Raw genomic sequence first — 13,810 nt, forward strand, 5'->3', positions numbered from 1 at the left:
GGCGCCAAGCCAGTGCCGGGAACCGACCATGACAGTGATTATCCGCGAAGCCGACCTGATCGAGAGCGTCGCCGACGCATTGCAGTTCATCAGCTATTACCACCCGATGGACTATATCCGTGCGCTGGGCGTCGCTTATGAAGCGGAGCAGAGCCCGGCCGCGAAGGATGCGATCGCGCAGATCCTGACCAACAGCCGTATGTGCGCCGAGGGGCACCGACCGATCTGCCAGGACACCGGCATCGTCACGGTGTTCGTCAAATGGGGCCAGGATTGTCGGCTGGAAAAGGGCGACCGGTCCTTGCAGGAAGTGGTCGATGAGGGAGTCCGCCGCGCCTATCTCCATCCCGAGAATAAGTTGCGCGCCTCGATTCTCGCGGATCCTGCCTTCACGCGGCGCAACACCAAGGACAACACGCCGAGCGTGCTGAATGTCGAAATGGTGCCGGGCAATACGGTGTCGATCGATGTCGCGGCCAAGGGCGGCGGGTCCGAGAACAAATCCAAGTTCAAGATGATGAACCCGAGCGATTCGATCGTCGACTGGGTGCTGGAGATGCTGCCGCAGATGGGTGCCGGCTGGTGCCCGCCGGGTATGCTCGGTATCGGTATTGGCGGTACGGCGGAAAAATCCATGCTGCTCGCCAAGCAAAGCCTGATGGGCGCGATCGACATGGCGCAGCTGAAGGAGCGGGGACCGCAGAACGATATCGAGAAACTGCGCATCGAAATCTATGACAAGGTCAACGCGCTGGGGATCGGCGCGCAGGGGCTGGGCGGTCTGTCGACCATTCTCGATGTCAAGATTTTCGACTGGCCGACGCATGCCGCGTCCAAGCCGGTCGCGATGATTCCCAATTGTGCAGCGACCCGCCACGCCCATTTCACGCTGGACGGATCGGGTCCCGCCTATCTGGAAGCGCCGAAGCTGGAGGAATGGCCCGACGTCAACTGGACGCCCGACAAGGCGGCGATCCGGGTCGATCTCGATACGCTGACGGCGGAGGTGGTGCGGGGCTGGAAGCAGGGTGATCGGCTGTTGCTCAACGGCAAGATGCTCACCGGGCGCGACGCCGCGCACAAACGGATCAAGGACATGCTCGACGCGGGCGAAAAGCTGCCGGTCGAGTTCGCCGGCCGCGTGATCTATTATGTCGGTCCGGTCGACCCGGTCGGCGACGAGGTGGTCGGCCCGGCCGGCCCGACCACCGCGACGCGGATGGACAAGTTCACCCGCATGATGCTCGACCAGGGCCTGCTGGCGATGGTCGGCAAGGCCGAGCGCGGGCCCGACGCGACCGCGGCGATCGCCGAAGCGAAGAGCGCCTATCTGATGGCGGTGGGTGGCGCGGCCTATCTCGTCGCCCGCGCGATCAAGGGATCCAGGATCGTCGGCTTCGAGGACCTCGGCATGGAGGCGATCTACGAATTCGATGTGAGCGATTTCCCGGTCACTGTGGCGGTCGATTCGAGTGGAGCCAATGTGCACGCGCTTGCGCCGCTGGTGTGGAAGGAAAAGATCGCCAGACAGGCGCTGGAGAACGCGTGACGCAAGCGGGCCGTAGCGAATTTCGGATTGGGCAGCTCAGCGTCGCCGAAGGGCCGGCGTTTGATGGTTTCTACGAGATATTCTGCGAGGCGCTTCCGGCGAGCGAGCGCAAGACGCGCGAGCAGATCGTGGCGTTGGCGATCCGGCCCGACTATCGCATCCTGATCGGCGAAATCGGCAATCAGGTGATGTCGTTTGCGGTTCTTTTCCTGTCCGATCGCCACCCGATGGCGTTGCTGGAATATCTGGGAACCTCGGCTGCGGGGCGCGGCCAAGGGCTTGGCGCGGAGATGTTTCGCGCGGCGCTCGACCGGATCGGCCGCCATAGTCTGGTGATGGAAGTCGATAGCGATCGTCAGGACAGCGGCGATCTGGAGATGCGCCGTCGTCGCAAGCGGTTCTACGGTCGATTGGGCGCTCGGCAGATCACCGGCGTCGAATACCGGATGCCGAAGATCGGCGCCGAATCCCCGCCCGAACTCGACCTGATGATCTGGCCGGGCAGCGGTCGAACGCATGTCACAAGGGATGAGGTCGCTGCCTGGATCGAGGATATCTATCGCGGTGCCTATGACCGCGTCGTTCCTTGCTCAGCGCTGGCGAAGATGGTCGATGCGATGCCGCTACACGTCGATTTGATCCGTTGAAGCGTCGTTAGCGATGATCGTCCTGCCGATCTGGCTGCCGGCGACGGTTTTCGCCGGCGCGTTGCAGGCATGGCGCACGGCGGTGCAGCGCAAGGTCGGCCGGGATCTGTCGGTCAATGCGGCGGGGTTGGTGCGCTATCTCTATGGCCTGCCGTTCGCGATCCTGTTCGTTGTTGCTTATCAATGGGTGATCGCGCCGGCGCCGTTTCCGGCGCTTGGTGCGACGTTCCTGCTGTTCTGCGCGGCGGGCGGGATCGCGCAGATCGTCGCGACCAATCTGCTGCTGATGGCGTTCGACGAACGTAACTTCGTCGTCGGCACCGCCTATTCGAAGACCGAGGCGGTGCAGAGCGCGCTGTTGTCGATCCTGTTGCTGGGCGAGGGACTCCGGCCGTTGACCTGGCTCGGCATCGGCTTTGGCGTGGCCGGTATCATGATGCTGTCGACCGGCGGCAAGCGGATGGGGTTCGGCGAACTTCTCCGCTCGCTGGGTCAGCCGGCGGCGCGGTACGGCATCGCCTCAGGCTTCTTCTTTGCGCTGACGACGATCGGGATCCGGCGCGCGACTTTCGAAGTCGCGACCGATGATAAGCTGCGCGCGGCGCTGATCGTGCTGGTCACGACCGTGGTGCTGCAGACGGTGTTGCAGGGCGGCTATGTCATGTGGCGCGAGCGCGATCAGGTGGCGAAGGTGTTCGCCAACTGGCGCGTGGCGGGCCAGGCTGGATTGATGTCGTCGCTTGGGTCGGCATGCTGGTTCACCGGGTTCGCCACCGCTCCGGTCGCGCTGGTGCGGATCGTCGGTCAGGTCGAGGTGGCGTTCACCATGGGATTCGCGCATTTCTATCTCGGTGAACGGATCGCGCGCAGCGAAGCGATCGGGCTGTTGCTGGTGGCGGTGGGTGTCGCGCTGGCGCTCGCCGGGGCGCTTTAAGGAAGTCAATCGATGGCTCGCAAGATCGTGCTCGAATCCCCGCTCGATCCGGTCGCTCTGGCGACCAGGCTGAAGACGGTGCTCGGCGGACGCGACGGGCAAATCAAAGCGGCCGGCGTAACCGGGCAGGGTACCGATCAGAGCATGATGCTGTTCTATTTTCGGCCCAATATCCAAAATAGCTTCGCCACCAATCTGACCGCGACCATGGCTGCCGCAGGCGGCGGCACGCGGATCGCGGGCCGGATCGGCACGCCGCGCAGCGCGGGCGTTTTCATGGGATGCTGGTTCGGCTTCCTCACGGTTTTCCTGGCGCTTGCCGGGGGCGGCATGGCCGTGGCGGGAGAGTCCTTCGGTGCGGCGTGGCCGTTGATGGCGATACCGCTTGGCATGATGGCGTTCGGCGGCTTGCTCTATCGGGTCGGGACCTGGACGGCGAAGAGGGACGAAGCGGCGATCCTCGCGTTTCTGGCCGATACGGTGTCTGCGCGGCCGGCTGCCTGAAAGCGACCGCAAGGTGAGGAAAAGCCGTGCTCAGCCTGTGCGCAGGCGGACCCGGCGCTCATGGCTATTATGATCGGCGATGGTCCCCATGCCGATCACATGAGTCACGACCGCCGGATGCAGCGCGGTAGTAAAGCGGAATCCGGCATGGCCATCGCGGCTCCACACCGTGGTCGATGGTAGCGGTCTGAAGCCGGGAATGATGATCATCGTGGCGCGGCCCGGCGGCATCGCGAAACCTGCCCAGATCCGGCACCCGAGCGTGGAGATGTCGATTAGTTCCACATCCATCGGGCATGAGCTTAGTTCACGGACCTTGACTGGGAGGCTGATCGGCAGCCGCAGCGACCGTTGCGGACCCCGGCCGTCACTGACCCAGGATAACTTCACCCGATCACTCATCTCCCGCCCCGCGCAGTACGGTCCACATCATCCTATCCCACCAGCATTGGCCGGCCACAGCGCAGGCCATTAATCTGTACGTCCGCCTGACCGACCCGCACACCGAGCAGGCTGGTCACCTGATCGACCAGGCCGTCCAGCACCGGCGCGACAGGTGAGAGCAGCGCGCCCACCAGCGCGGTTATCGGGGACAGGCTGATGCCGACCGCACGCAAGTCGACCTGACTGATCAGTGAGGTGGCCACGCCTTGCAGCACGTCGTTGGTCGACACCGTCTTGACCTGACGCGTGGCAATATCGTTCGCCGAAAAGGTGACCGGCTGGGGCGATACGCCGCCAAGACTCACCGCCGCCTGACCCGTCACATCGACCAGCAATGCATGAGCGATGGTGGCGCGACGGAAATCGAGGGGTGCGTTGAAATTGTTCAGTGCCGTCGTGTCGAAATCGGCAATCCTGATTTGCCCGACCGCCGGCGTCACATCCAGCGTGACGCTCGCCTTGGCCTGGCCTGCCGGGCACGAGATCGCCGACAGCGTGGCCTGCGCCTCGGCCAGTTCGATGAAGATCGGCAGGCGTACCGACACCAGGCCGAGCGTCGCACCGCCGGCGATTTTCGTATCGAGAAACAGCCGGGTCTGGGCGGTGCGGACGATCGTCCTGTTGTCCTTTGTGACGGTGAGCCAGGGCGAGTGCGCCGGGCGATTGCCGATCGCGAGATAGAGCTTGGTCGATAAGAGCCCCGGCAACGACACGCCGAGATCGAGCGCGACCTGGCGCGACCCATTGGCCAGTTCGAGCACTTCCCGGACAACGGCATAACCATCGGTCTTGACCGACGATGCCGGATTGACGCTGACGTCCGACCCGAGCGGGCCGAGATCGATCAGATCGGAAAGCTTGACCGAGGTTGGCGGCACCTTGAGTGCCATTGACCGATAGGCTGCCGCCGCATTTGGGTCGCTGGTCGTGGCGGCCAGCGCATTCAGGACCTGAGGCAGGGTTGCGGTGGCGTCCAGCGTGTCCGCGAAGGTCGCAGCACCAAGGTGGAGCTGAGTGCGCAACGCGTCGGAAAAAGCAAGCAGATCGATATTGGTGCCGACCAGCGCGTTATAATCCATCACCGACAGGTTCAGACTGGTCCCGGCAAGCCCGGACAGCAGCGCATTGGGCAGGCCACCGCTCACCGCGGCGAGGCGCGATCCGATCGAGAAGGAGGCCATATCGGTCCGAGCGGCGGAGGCACGGGCGACGACCGGCGTGGTCGCCCTGCCCAGCAGGACGCGCCCGAAGAATAATGGTACGTCCTGACCGACCGAAATCTGCACCGCGTTCGCCGGCGAGCCGCCGGCGACGAAGCGCTGGTTCACGGCAAGCGTCGCATCGGGGGTGTAGCTTCCCCCGACCAGCGTCACCAGATGGGCATTGCCGTTTCGATTGGTGGCGATCACGGCGTTCGCGGCGGCCTGGGGGCTGGTGCTTGCGTTGGCCGCAGCGAGTGCCGCGGCATCCGCGACGCCCTGCAACCGGCGCTCGCCGAGATAGATCGACCCGACATCGACCGCGACCGCTGCGGCGCCGATCGTCATCAGCATCGCGCCCGCGACGAGCACGGTAACGCCCCCGCGACAGTCCCGGGCCAGCATGACCAGCCGGTTGGACCAGGTCCAGCGCGCCATCAGAGGTTGTCCAGACGGATCGCCGCGCTCCGCTCGATCGTCGGGCTCGGCATCGGCAGGAATTTTATCGCGAGCAGCGGGTTGTTGCGAGCATCATAAGTCACATGGACGACGAGTGTGGCGCCGTCATCCTCCAACTGGACGCTTGCCCGCCGTGGATCAAGACCGCCGGATCGCCGCATGTTAGTCTCCACGCTGCTGGCGGCGATCGTCGCGCGCTCCGTGGGCGTGAGCCCGGCAATGGTGGCGCGTGCCGCATCATTGGCGGCTTGCTGCACATCGTGCGCGGTCAGGAACCAATTGCCGTAAGCGACGATCCCGAGCAGGAAGGTCAGGAGCAACGGCAGTGCCAGGGCCATTTCGATGACCGCGGTGCCACGGGTGCATGCCGCGTGTCGCGCCAGAGCGGCGCGTCCTGGATAACTGAAGCGGCTGGTTCCCCTCGTCATGCCGGCCATTATCTGGCCGTCCTGACAATAACACCTTACTATGTAAATTGCGCAAAATAATGGAACTACGTAATATTACGTAATATTATAGCGGACCGGTAGTATCTGGCGCGCCGGTCAAAAGCAGACGGCTCGTCCGATTTCGATCGAACGATCGACCGCCTTGCGGAATGACGACGCGATTTGCTTGGTCGCGATATTATGGTCGGTCACGAGCAGCGTCGTCATGCCGCACGGGGCCGTCACCCCATTGCCTTCGATCGACCAGATCAATGTCAGTTTATCCCAGGGTGAGCCGGGGGCCAGGCTCGTCGTACCCGAAATGTGCCAGCTCGATCCATCCGCCCCGCCGATCGAGCCGTTGGTCGCGGCGTTGATCGTGCGCGACCATCCGCCATCGCCATTTTCTCCCGGCGTGATCGCCACATGGGCACCGTGCTGCGCGATCGGGGCACCGCGCTGCGCGATCGGAGCATCGGACTGCACGGGAGGTACGTCGAGCGCGCCGCCGCTGCGAATCCGGTCCGACATGCTCGCCGCTGGCCGGTCGAGCCCAGCTTCGGGCTCCCCGGACTCCGTTCCGATATGGCGGACGCCGTACAGATCGCTCCGCCCCGACAAGGCGAGCAGGACGATGACGAGCCCGGCGATCAGAATAGCGCGGACTTGCCGTGGCATTCTGCACAGGCAAATCACGACTACCGAGGCGAAACTGGCCGCCAACGCGGCCATCATCATGGCGATCGAGGGCGTCAGTCCGGGCGCGATGAGCAGAAAAAGCCCGAACGCGATTTCACCCGCGACGACCAGCGCCACAACAATCCCCACCGTGCCGATCGGGGCGTCATCTTCCAGGATCATGATTGCCCTCCAGCGAACAACAGCTTCCGCGTCGGGCTATAGGCGAATCTTCGTTAATTCGATCGCGCCGGGCCCCTGCGCCCGGTTCCTGCTTATACGTAATTCGGTTCACCGATTTTACGTATCGATGGGCTTGGGCGGGCACCGGCCCGGTGATAGAAGTCGTTTCGGGGGAGAAAAGACTTGGGTGAGCGGGTCGCACTGCGCAGCTATGATACGACACTTGACCGGGCGGGGATCGCTCTGGCGACCGGCGGGCTACTCGGCGGCCTGTTCACGGTAGTGCTGGTCATTTTCGGCGGCTCATGGTCGCCGGTTGCGCTGGTTGTCGGCCTGGTCGTCGGGTCGGTTATCTCCGCGATGACCATAACCGCGATCGGCGGGCCATTGTGGATCGTCTGCCATGCGCTGGGCAAGCGCGGCCCGGTGGCGGCGGCATCGGTCGGTGCGGTCGCCGGTCTGGCGTTGTTCCTTGGCGCACAAACCTATGGCTTCGGCCTGTTCGACATGCCCGTCACCGATGCGAGCACATTGATATTCCGCTGGTTGAGCGGCATCGCGACGAGCCTGATCCTTGCTGGCATGTCGGCGGCGATCGGGCTGGCGATGTGGCGCGTGGCGTATCGGCGGATCTAAAGGACCGCCGCGACCATTTGCCGGAACGCGTCGGCGCGGTGGCTGATTGCGTGTTTGGCTGGCGGATCCATCTCACCAAAGGTCTTGGTGCCGCCATCCGGCACGAACATCGCGTCATAACCGAAACCGTTCTCGCCGCGTGGCGGCCAGACGAGGGCGCCTTCAACCCGGCCTTCGAACCATTCGACATGGCCGTCGGGCCAGGCGAGTGCGAGCGCGCAGACGAAATGCGCGTCACGGCCGGTTTCCGGTTCAAGCGCGTCGAGCCGGTCGTTGACCAGTTTCATCGCCAGGCCGAAGTCGCGGGCTTCGCCGGACCAGCGCGCGGAGAAGATGCCGGGTTCGCCGGCCAACGCATCGACACACAAGCCGCTATCGTCGGCGAGCGCGGGCAGGCCGGACAGGTCGGCCGCCTGCAGCGCTTTCAACTCGGCATTGGCGACGAACGTGGTACCGGTCTCATCCGGCTCGGGCAGGTCGAGATCGGCAGCGGACACCGGCTCGATACCGTAAGGCCCGAGCAGATCGCGAATCTCGCGCACCTTGCCGGCATTATGGCTGGCGATCACCAGCTTGCCGGGCATGAGCTTGCGGATCGCCTGGGGGGTATCGCCTTCACCGCTCATTTTGCCACAGCCTTCGCTTGTGCCGCGAAGATGTCTGCGCAGCCGATGCGTGCCAAACGCAGCAGACGCAACAAGGCTTCCTCGTCATAGGTCGCGCCCTCGGCGGTTGCCTGCGCTTCGGCGATGTTGCCGTTTTCGAGCAGCACGAAATTGGCGTCGGCGTCGGCGTTCGAATCCTCGTCATAATCGAGATCGAGCACCGGCGTGCCCTTGAAGATGCCGCACGACACCGCCGCGACCTTCTGGGTCAGTGGGTCTGCGGTCAGCTTGCCCTCCGCCATCAGTCCGTCGATCGCGAGACGCAGCGCGACCCAGGCGCCGGAGATCGACGCCGTACGCGTTCCGCCATCGGCCTGGATCACATCGCAATCGAGCGTGATCTGGCGTTCGCCGAGCAGCTTCAGGTCGGTAACCGCGCGCAAGCTGCGCCCGATCAAACGCTGGATCTCCTGCGTCCGGCCAGATTGCTTGCCTTTCGCCGCTTCACGGCTGCTGCGGGTGTGGGTGGCGCGCGGCAGCATGCCATATTCGGCGGTGACCCAGCCTTCGCCTTTGCCGCGCATCCATGGCGGCAGGCGCTCCTCGACCGATGCCGTCACCAGCACCTTGGTGTCGCCGAACCCGATCAGCACCGATCCCTCGGCATGGCGGGTGAAGCGCGGCTCGATCGTGATCGCGCGCATTTGGTCGGGGGTGCGGCCGGATGGGCGCATAGTTGTTCTCCACAAAAACGGTCGGCACGGCACCTAGACGGGTCGCCGCAAACGCGCCAGTGTCGCGCGCAGTTTCCAACGAGGCGAGATACGACGATGCGTACGGCCATTGTATTTGGGGCGCTTCTGGTAGTCGGGTGCGCCGTGCCGCAGCAGCAGCCCGCGAAACCGCAGACCATCGTCTATGAAACGGCGCCCTGTTTCGGAGTCTGCCCGGTCTATCGCGTCACTGTCGGATCGGAGGGCTCGGGCATTTTTACTGGCATTCGGCACTCCGCGATTGTCGGAGATCGAAAATTCCCGGTGACGCCGGAGCAGTTTAAGGCATTTGCGGCGTCGCTCGCGCCCTATCGCCCGCAAGGCACGCGCGACATCATACCGGGTCAGCCCGAGTGCAACGATACTGTTACCGACATGCCGAGCGTCACGGTGCGCTGGAACGATGCACGTTCGGATCGGCTATCCTATTATTATGGCTGCCGGCCGGCGCAGGGCCCGGCTATGGCCGAGGCGCTGCAGGCGGCGCCGTCAAACCTGCCGATCGCCGACCTTATCGGCAAGCGTTGAGGCGCGTGCAGCGGATCACCATATGACCGGTATGTCCGCTCCCCCGATCAGCGATCTCAACGACCGCGCCCGCGACGTGTTTCGCGTGGTGGTCGAAAGCTATCTCGACACCGGCAGCCCGATCGGATCGCGGACGATCGCCCAGCTATCGGGCCTGAACCTGTCGCCGGCGTCGATTCGCAACGTGATGCAGGATCTGGAGGAACTCGGCCTCCTCGCGGCACCGCATACTAGCGCGGGGCGGATGCCGACCGAGATTGGCTTACGGCTGTTCGTCGATGGCATGATGCACGCGCTCGAACCGTCGGCGGAGGAGCGCGCTGCGATCGAATCGCGCGTGTCGCAAGTCGGGCCGGTCGAGGAAGCGCTCGCCGCGACCACCGCGGCGCTGTCGGGCCTGTCGGCCTGTGCCGGGCTGGTGCTGGTGCCGAAGCGCGAGCTGGTGTTGCGCCAGATGAGTTTCGTGCCCTTGTCGGCCGACAAGGCCTTGGCGGTGCTGGTCAGCGAGGATGGCGCGGTCGAGAATCGCGTGGTCGATCTGCCAATGGGTGTGACGTCGTCCGCCTTGGTCGAGGCGGGCAATTACATGACGGCGATGCTGTCGGGGATGACCCTGACTCAGGCGCGGGCACGGATCGAGCGCGAGATTGGCGAGGAACGCGCCTTGCTCGACAGCGTCGCCCGTGCGCTGGTTGAGCAAGGCCTCGCGGTGTGGAGCGAGGATGGCGACCGGCGTCCGGTGCTGATCGTGCGCGGGCAGGGGCGGTTGATCGATGCCGCCGCCGCCGCCGACCTCGAACGGATCGGCATCTTGCTCGACGACCTTGAAGGCAAGCAGGAGATCGCCCATCTGCTCGACAGCGCAAGCGCGGGCGATGCGACGCGGATCTTCATCGGGGCGGAGAACAAACTCTTTTCGCTGTCGGGATCTTCGGTCATCGCCAAGCCGTTTCGTGGGTTGGACGGGCGCGTCGTCGGGGTCGTCGGGGTCATTGGTCCGACGAGGTTGAACTATGCGCGGGTTGTGCCAATGGTTGATTTTACCGCCGCGACACTGGCGCGGTTGATGAGTTGAAAGCCGGAATCTGGCGAACAGGTCAGAATTCCCGATAGGATTGAAGCTAAGACATGATCGAAGACGAAAAGACCGAAGCGACCGAGATGATCGACATGACGGAAACTGCCCCGATCGCATCGGACCCGATCGCCGAGGACCGCCTGCTCAAGCTGGAAGCCGAACTGGCCGAGGCCAAGTCCGGGCTGCTATACGCCCATGCCGAGGCGCAGAACGTCCGCCGCCGCGCCGAGAAGGAAGCGGCCGATGCCCGCGCCTATGCCGCGACGGCGTTTGCGCGCGACCTTCTGTCGGTCGCCGACAATCTGTCGCGCGGGCTCGACGCGATCCCCGCGGAATTGCGCGATGACGAGAAGATGAGAGGCCTGGTCGCGGGTCTCGAAGCGACCGGCCGCGAGTTGGAGTCGGTGTTTCAGCGCCATGGCATCATCAGGATGACCGTGCTGGGCGAGGCGCTCGACCCCAACCGTCATCAGGCGATGTTCGAAGTGCCGAGCGATGAGAAGCCGGGTACCGTCGTGCAGGAAATGCAGGCGGGATATATGATCAAGGACCGGCTGTTGCGGCCGGCGTTGGTCGGGGTCGCCAAGGCGGGATGAACCCAGCGCCGACGCCATTCGGAGTTGGCGACATACTGTCGTTGGCCCTTGTGATCGGCTTTGTCGGCTATCTTATCTGGGCGTTTCGGCGCCGACGACGGACTGCATCCGGCTGCGTCGCGGACGGGCCGCCTGGCGAGCCTTATCGCGTCTTCACGTTCGACCATGACCTGACGCTTCCGGCGCGAGATGTGCCGGCCGCACTAACCGAAGATGGGATGGATCGCGCCAAGGGTTGGGCGATGCGAGATCCGGCAATCTGGCAAGGCAATATCGAAGCGGCCCGGCACATCGTCGCTGGCATTCCCGCCGATCGGACGACGGCAATTCGCGATGCTTTTGCCGGGGCCGAGCCGAAGGATTGGGCGATCTGCCTGCTGGTAGATCATTCTGGTTCCATGAAAAGCCAGCCCATTCTTTATGCTGCCGCGACGTCGCGCTGGGTCGCCGATTTGTTCGGCAGGCTGGGCGTCAATCTTGCGATTCTCGGTTTCTCGACGGTTGGCTGGAAAGGTGGGCGCGCGCGACAAGACTGGCTCAGGGGCGGCCAGCCCAAAAGGCCCGGTCGCCTCTGCTCTTTGTTGCACATAGGTTATCAGCGCTTCGGCGAGCCTCTTGCCGAGGAGGATTGGTCAACGATGCTCCACCCGGACGTGCTGCGTGAAAATGTCGATGGCGAGGCGATTCAATGGGCGGCTGGGTTGCTACGTGAGCGGCCGGAGCAGCACAAGCTGCTGATTATACTGTCTGACGGTGCACCGGTCGATGATTCGACGCTATGTGACAATGGCGCGCAATATCTATGGCGCCACATCAAGACCGTCATCGGCGATCTCGAGCAAGCGGACGATATCATCTTGGCGGGTGTCGGCATCAACTATCGCGTCGATGAATTTTATCACCGGTCGCGGTCGGTCGAAGATCCGGCGGATATGCCTGAAGCATTATCGACGCTGATCGCAGACATCGTGCGTCAGCCCGCCGCCGCCTTCTAGACCGGTGATCGTGAGGGCTTCCGCGAAGGGCACGTGGCGCAGCCGCTCGCCCTTCTCGTTCAGCACCTCCACGTGACAGCTCAGGTAGAGTTTACCCTGCGCCGCTTCCTCTTACGAGACCGCACGAGCGGCCTGGATCGCCTTGATGCGGGCTGCGTCCAGATCGGGGCCGCGCGCCGCGCCGAGATCGGGAAGGTCATGCCTTCGACATCCTGTCTGACAGTGCCGCACAGGTTCAGGCGAAAAAATAATCGAGCTATGGCGGTGGGATAGTGCGGGATGCTCGGCAAGTCAGACGGAGAATTGGCGATGCGCTCGCTTTTTCAAAAGCCTGGGTTAGGGTGCGGGCATGAACCCCAATCTCACCGCCGACCGACCGACTTTCGTCACGCACCTCGAATGCTCGCTGACCGGCGAGCGCTACGAGGCGGACCAGCTTCACGGCTTGTCGCGCGCCGGGCGGCCTTTGCTGGTGCGCTATGACTTGCCCGCGATTCGCGCCGCGACCCCGCGCGCGATGATCGCGGCGCGGCCGACCGATCTGTGGCGCTGGCGTGAACTGCTGCCTGTACGGCGCACCGGCGACATCGTCAGCCTGGGCGAGATCGAGACGCCACTGGTGCCGATCCCTAGATCGGGCGGCCCCAACGTGCTGGTCAAGGATGAGGGGCGGCTGCCGACCGGATCGTTCAAGGCGCGCGGGCTGGTCATGGCGGTGGCGATGGCCAAGGCGCTCGGCATCAGGAAGATCGCGATGCCGACCAACGGCAATGCCGGCGCTGCGCTTGCCGCCTATGCGACGCGCTGCGGGATTGAGACGATCGTCTTCTGTCCCGACGACACGCCGGAAATCAACGTGCGGGAGATCGCTGCGCAAGGGGGCCGCGTCTACCGCGTCAACGGGCTGATCGACGATTGTGGCGCGATCGTCGGCAAGGGCGCCGCGGAGGGCCTGTGGTTCGACTTTTCGACTCTGAAGGAGCCGTACCGGATCGAGGGCAAGAAGACGATGGGGCTGGAGCTGGCCGCGCAGTTCGGCTGGAAACTGCCCCAAGCGATCTTCTATCCGACCGGCGGCGGAACAGGCCTGATCGGCATGTGGAAAGCGTTCGTTGAGATGGAAGCACTGGGGTGGATCGGGCCCGAACGGCCCAAGATGTTCGCGATCCAGTCGTCGGGCTGCGCGCCGATCGTGCGCGCGTATGAGGCGGGCGAGGAACATGCCGAGCGCTGGGAAGATGCGCATACCGTCGCGGCCGGCATCCGCGTGCCGAAAGCGGTCGGCGATTTCCTGATCCTGCGTGCGGTGCGCGAGAGCGGGGGCCGGGCGATGGCGGTCGGCGATCCGGCGATCCTGCAGGCGGTCGAAGATGCCGCGTCAAAGGACGGCTTGCTGATGTGCCCTGAAGGCGGCGCGACGCTGGCAGCGTATCGCGAGGCGTTGAAACTAGGACTGGTCGACGAGGATGAAAGCGCAGTGCTGTTCAACTGCGCGACGGGATTGAAGTATCCGATGGCCGATGCGTCGAAGACAGTAGACCGGTTCGGCGAGATCGATTTGGCAGCGCTTTAGC

Annotated in this window: 16 protein-coding genes; 10 read left to right on the forward strand and 6 right to left on the reverse strand. The window is 64.2% G+C overall.

From position 1 onward, the window contains the following. Positions 1–28: 28 nt before the first annotated feature. The 4 genes from ACVWZA_RS14485 to ACVWZA_RS14500 are packed head-to-tail and all read left to right on the forward strand — an operon-like array spanning position 29 to position 3,634. Positions 29–1,549 carry a fumarate hydratase gene (locus tag ACVWZA_RS14485; RefSeq protein ID WP_457311957.1) on the forward strand — a complete coding sequence of 507 codons (1,521 nt, stop codon included), beginning with the start codon at positions 29–31 and terminating at the stop codon, positions 1,547–1,549. Beyond that, positions 1,546–2,196: a GNAT family N-acetyltransferase gene (locus tag ACVWZA_RS14490; protein ID WP_457311958.1), complete on the forward strand. Its 651-nt coding sequence runs from the start codon at positions 1,546–1,548 to the stop codon at positions 2,194–2,196. The genes ACVWZA_RS14485 and ACVWZA_RS14490 overlap by 4 nt, the downstream gene beginning before the upstream one ends. A 13-nt stretch (positions 2,197–2,209) precedes the next feature. Beyond that, complete coding sequence (locus ACVWZA_RS14495; protein WP_457311959.1) at positions 2,210–3,130, forward strand: DMT family transporter; 921 nt, start codon at positions 2,210–2,212, stop codon at positions 3,128–3,130. Between the two features lie 12 nt (positions 3,131–3,142). Further along, positions 3,143–3,634: a hypothetical protein gene (locus tag ACVWZA_RS14500; protein ID WP_457311960.1), complete on the forward strand. Its 492-nt coding sequence runs from the start codon at positions 3,143–3,145 to the stop codon at positions 3,632–3,634. Positions 3,635–3,664: 30 nt separating this feature from the next. On the opposite strand, the gene ACVWZA_RS14505 is transcribed toward ACVWZA_RS14500, so the two are convergent. From ACVWZA_RS14505 to ACVWZA_RS14520, 4 genes are all read right to left on the reverse strand, one after another. Next, positions 3,665–3,925, reverse strand: coding sequence for a hypothetical protein (locus ACVWZA_RS14505; RefSeq protein WP_457311961.1), 261 nt, complete (start codon positions 3,923–3,925; stop codon positions 3,665–3,667). 143 nt (positions 3,926–4,068) lie between these two features. After that, positions 4,069–5,715 carry a pilus assembly protein TadG-related protein gene (locus ACVWZA_RS14510; protein WP_457311962.1) on the reverse strand — a complete coding sequence of 549 codons (1,647 nt, stop codon included), beginning with the start codon at positions 5,713–5,715 and terminating at the stop codon, positions 4,069–4,071. Then, the gene (locus ACVWZA_RS14515) at positions 5,715–6,173 is read right to left on the reverse strand and encodes a TadE/TadG family type IV pilus assembly protein (protein ID WP_457311963.1); all 459 of its coding nucleotides are present in this window, start codon (positions 6,171–6,173) and stop codon (positions 5,715–5,717) included. The genes ACVWZA_RS14510 and ACVWZA_RS14515 overlap by 1 nt, the downstream gene beginning before the upstream one ends. A gap of 108 nt (positions 6,174–6,281) precedes the next feature. Continuing rightward, positions 6,282–7,025: a hypothetical protein gene (locus ACVWZA_RS14520; RefSeq protein ID WP_457311964.1), complete on the reverse strand. Its 744-nt coding sequence runs from the start codon at positions 7,023–7,025 to the stop codon at positions 6,282–6,284. A gap of 183 nt (positions 7,026–7,208) precedes the next feature. Here ACVWZA_RS14520 and ACVWZA_RS14525 point away from each other — a divergent pair, with 183 nt between their 5' ends. Further along, the gene (locus ACVWZA_RS14525; protein WP_457311965.1) at positions 7,209–7,661 is read left to right on the forward strand and encodes a hypothetical protein; all 453 of its coding nucleotides are present in this window, start codon (positions 7,209–7,211) and stop codon (positions 7,659–7,661) included. Here ACVWZA_RS14525 and rdgB read toward each other — a convergent pair. Together rdgB and rph are read right to left on the reverse strand one after the other, a co-directional pair. Next, positions 7,658–8,287 (reverse strand): RdgB/HAM1 family non-canonical purine NTP pyrophosphatase, encoded by a 630-nt coding sequence (gene rdgB, locus ACVWZA_RS14530; protein WP_457311966.1) that lies wholly within the window; start codon positions 8,285–8,287, stop codon positions 7,658–7,660. The two genes, ACVWZA_RS14525 and rdgB, sit on opposite strands and share 4 nt — an antisense overlap. Further along, the gene (rph, locus tag ACVWZA_RS14535; protein ID WP_457311967.1) at positions 8,284–9,000 is read right to left on the reverse strand and encodes a ribonuclease PH; all 717 of its coding nucleotides are present in this window, start codon (positions 8,998–9,000) and stop codon (positions 8,284–8,286) included. Before rph ends, rdgB begins: the two co-directional genes overlap by 4 nt. Positions 9,001–9,096: 96 nt before the next feature. On the opposite strand from rph, the gene ACVWZA_RS14540 reads away from it, so the two are divergent. The 5 genes from ACVWZA_RS14540 (at position 9,097) to ACVWZA_RS14560 (ending at position 13,809) form a co-directional block, all read left to right on the forward strand. Next, the gene (locus tag ACVWZA_RS14540) at positions 9,097–9,567 is read left to right on the forward strand and encodes a DUF6438 domain-containing protein (RefSeq protein WP_457311968.1); all 471 of its coding nucleotides are present in this window, start codon (positions 9,097–9,099) and stop codon (positions 9,565–9,567) included. A gap of 31 nt (positions 9,568–9,598) precedes the next feature. Then, complete coding sequence (gene hrcA, locus ACVWZA_RS14545; RefSeq protein WP_457312046.1) at positions 9,599–10,642, forward strand: heat-inducible transcriptional repressor HrcA; 1,044 nt, start codon at positions 9,599–9,601, stop codon at positions 10,640–10,642. A 53-nt stretch (positions 10,643–10,695) separates the two neighbouring features. Beyond that, positions 10,696–11,241: a nucleotide exchange factor GrpE gene (gene grpE, locus ACVWZA_RS14550; RefSeq protein WP_457311969.1), complete on the forward strand. Its 546-nt coding sequence runs from the start codon at positions 10,696–10,698 to the stop codon at positions 11,239–11,241. Continuing rightward, positions 11,238–12,236 (forward strand): cobaltochelatase CobT-related protein, encoded by a 999-nt coding sequence (locus tag ACVWZA_RS14555; protein WP_457311970.1) that lies wholly within the window; start codon positions 11,238–11,240, stop codon positions 12,234–12,236. The genes grpE and ACVWZA_RS14555 overlap by 4 nt, the downstream gene beginning before the upstream one ends. A 349-nt stretch (positions 12,237–12,585) precedes the next feature. Continuing rightward, positions 12,586–13,809, forward strand: coding sequence for a threonine synthase (locus ACVWZA_RS14560; protein ID WP_457311971.1), 1,224 nt, complete (start codon positions 12,586–12,588; stop codon positions 13,807–13,809). Position 13,810: the final 1 nt, after the last annotated feature.

Source organism: Sphingomonas sp. UYAg733, assembly GCF_054057355.1.

Coding starts and splice junctions, on each gene's coding strand:
- ACVWZA_RS14485 (WP_457311957.1), top strand. CDS start 29: ATGACAGTGATTATCCGCGAAGCCGACCTGATCGAGAGCGTCGCCGAC.
- ACVWZA_RS14495 (WP_457311959.1), top strand. CDS start 2,210: ATGATCGTCCTGCCGATCTGGCTGCCGGCGACGGTTTTCGCCGGCGCG.
- ACVWZA_RS14500 (WP_457311960.1), top strand. CDS start 3,143: ATGGCTCGCAAGATCGTGCTCGAATCCCCGCTCGATCCGGTCGCTCTG.
- ACVWZA_RS14505 (WP_457311961.1), bottom strand. CDS start 3,925: ATGGATGTGGAACTAATCGACATCTCCACGCTCGGGTGCCGGATCTGG.
- ACVWZA_RS14510 (WP_457311962.1), bottom strand. CDS start 5,715: ATGGCGCGCTGGACCTGGTCCAACCGGCTGGTCATGCTGGCCCGGGAC.
- ACVWZA_RS14515 (WP_457311963.1), bottom strand. CDS start 6,173: ATGGCCGGCATGACGAGGGGAACCAGCCGCTTCAGTTATCCAGGACGC.
- ACVWZA_RS14520 (WP_457311964.1), bottom strand. CDS start 7,025: ATGATCCTGGAAGATGACGCCCCGATCGGCACGGTGGGGATTGTTGTG.
- rdgB (WP_457311966.1), bottom strand. CDS start 8,287: ATGAGCGGTGAAGGCGATACCCCCCAGGCGATCCGCAAGCTCATGCCC.
- rph (WP_457311967.1), bottom strand. CDS start 9,000: ATGCGCCCATCCGGCCGCACCCCCGACCAAATGCGCGCGATCACGATC.
- ACVWZA_RS14540 (WP_457311968.1), top strand. CDS start 9,097: ATGCGTACGGCCATTGTATTTGGGGCGCTTCTGGTAGTCGGGTGCGCC.
- hrcA (WP_457312046.1), top strand. CDS start 9,599: ATGTCCGCTCCCCCGATCAGCGATCTCAACGACCGCGCCCGCGACGTG.
- grpE (WP_457311969.1), top strand. CDS start 10,696: ATGATCGAAGACGAAAAGACCGAAGCGACCGAGATGATCGACATGACG.
- ACVWZA_RS14555 (WP_457311970.1), top strand. CDS start 11,238: ATGAACCCAGCGCCGACGCCATTCGGAGTTGGCGACATACTGTCGTTG.
- ACVWZA_RS14560 (WP_457311971.1), top strand. CDS start 12,586: ATGAACCCCAATCTCACCGCCGACCGACCGACTTTCGTCACGCACCTC.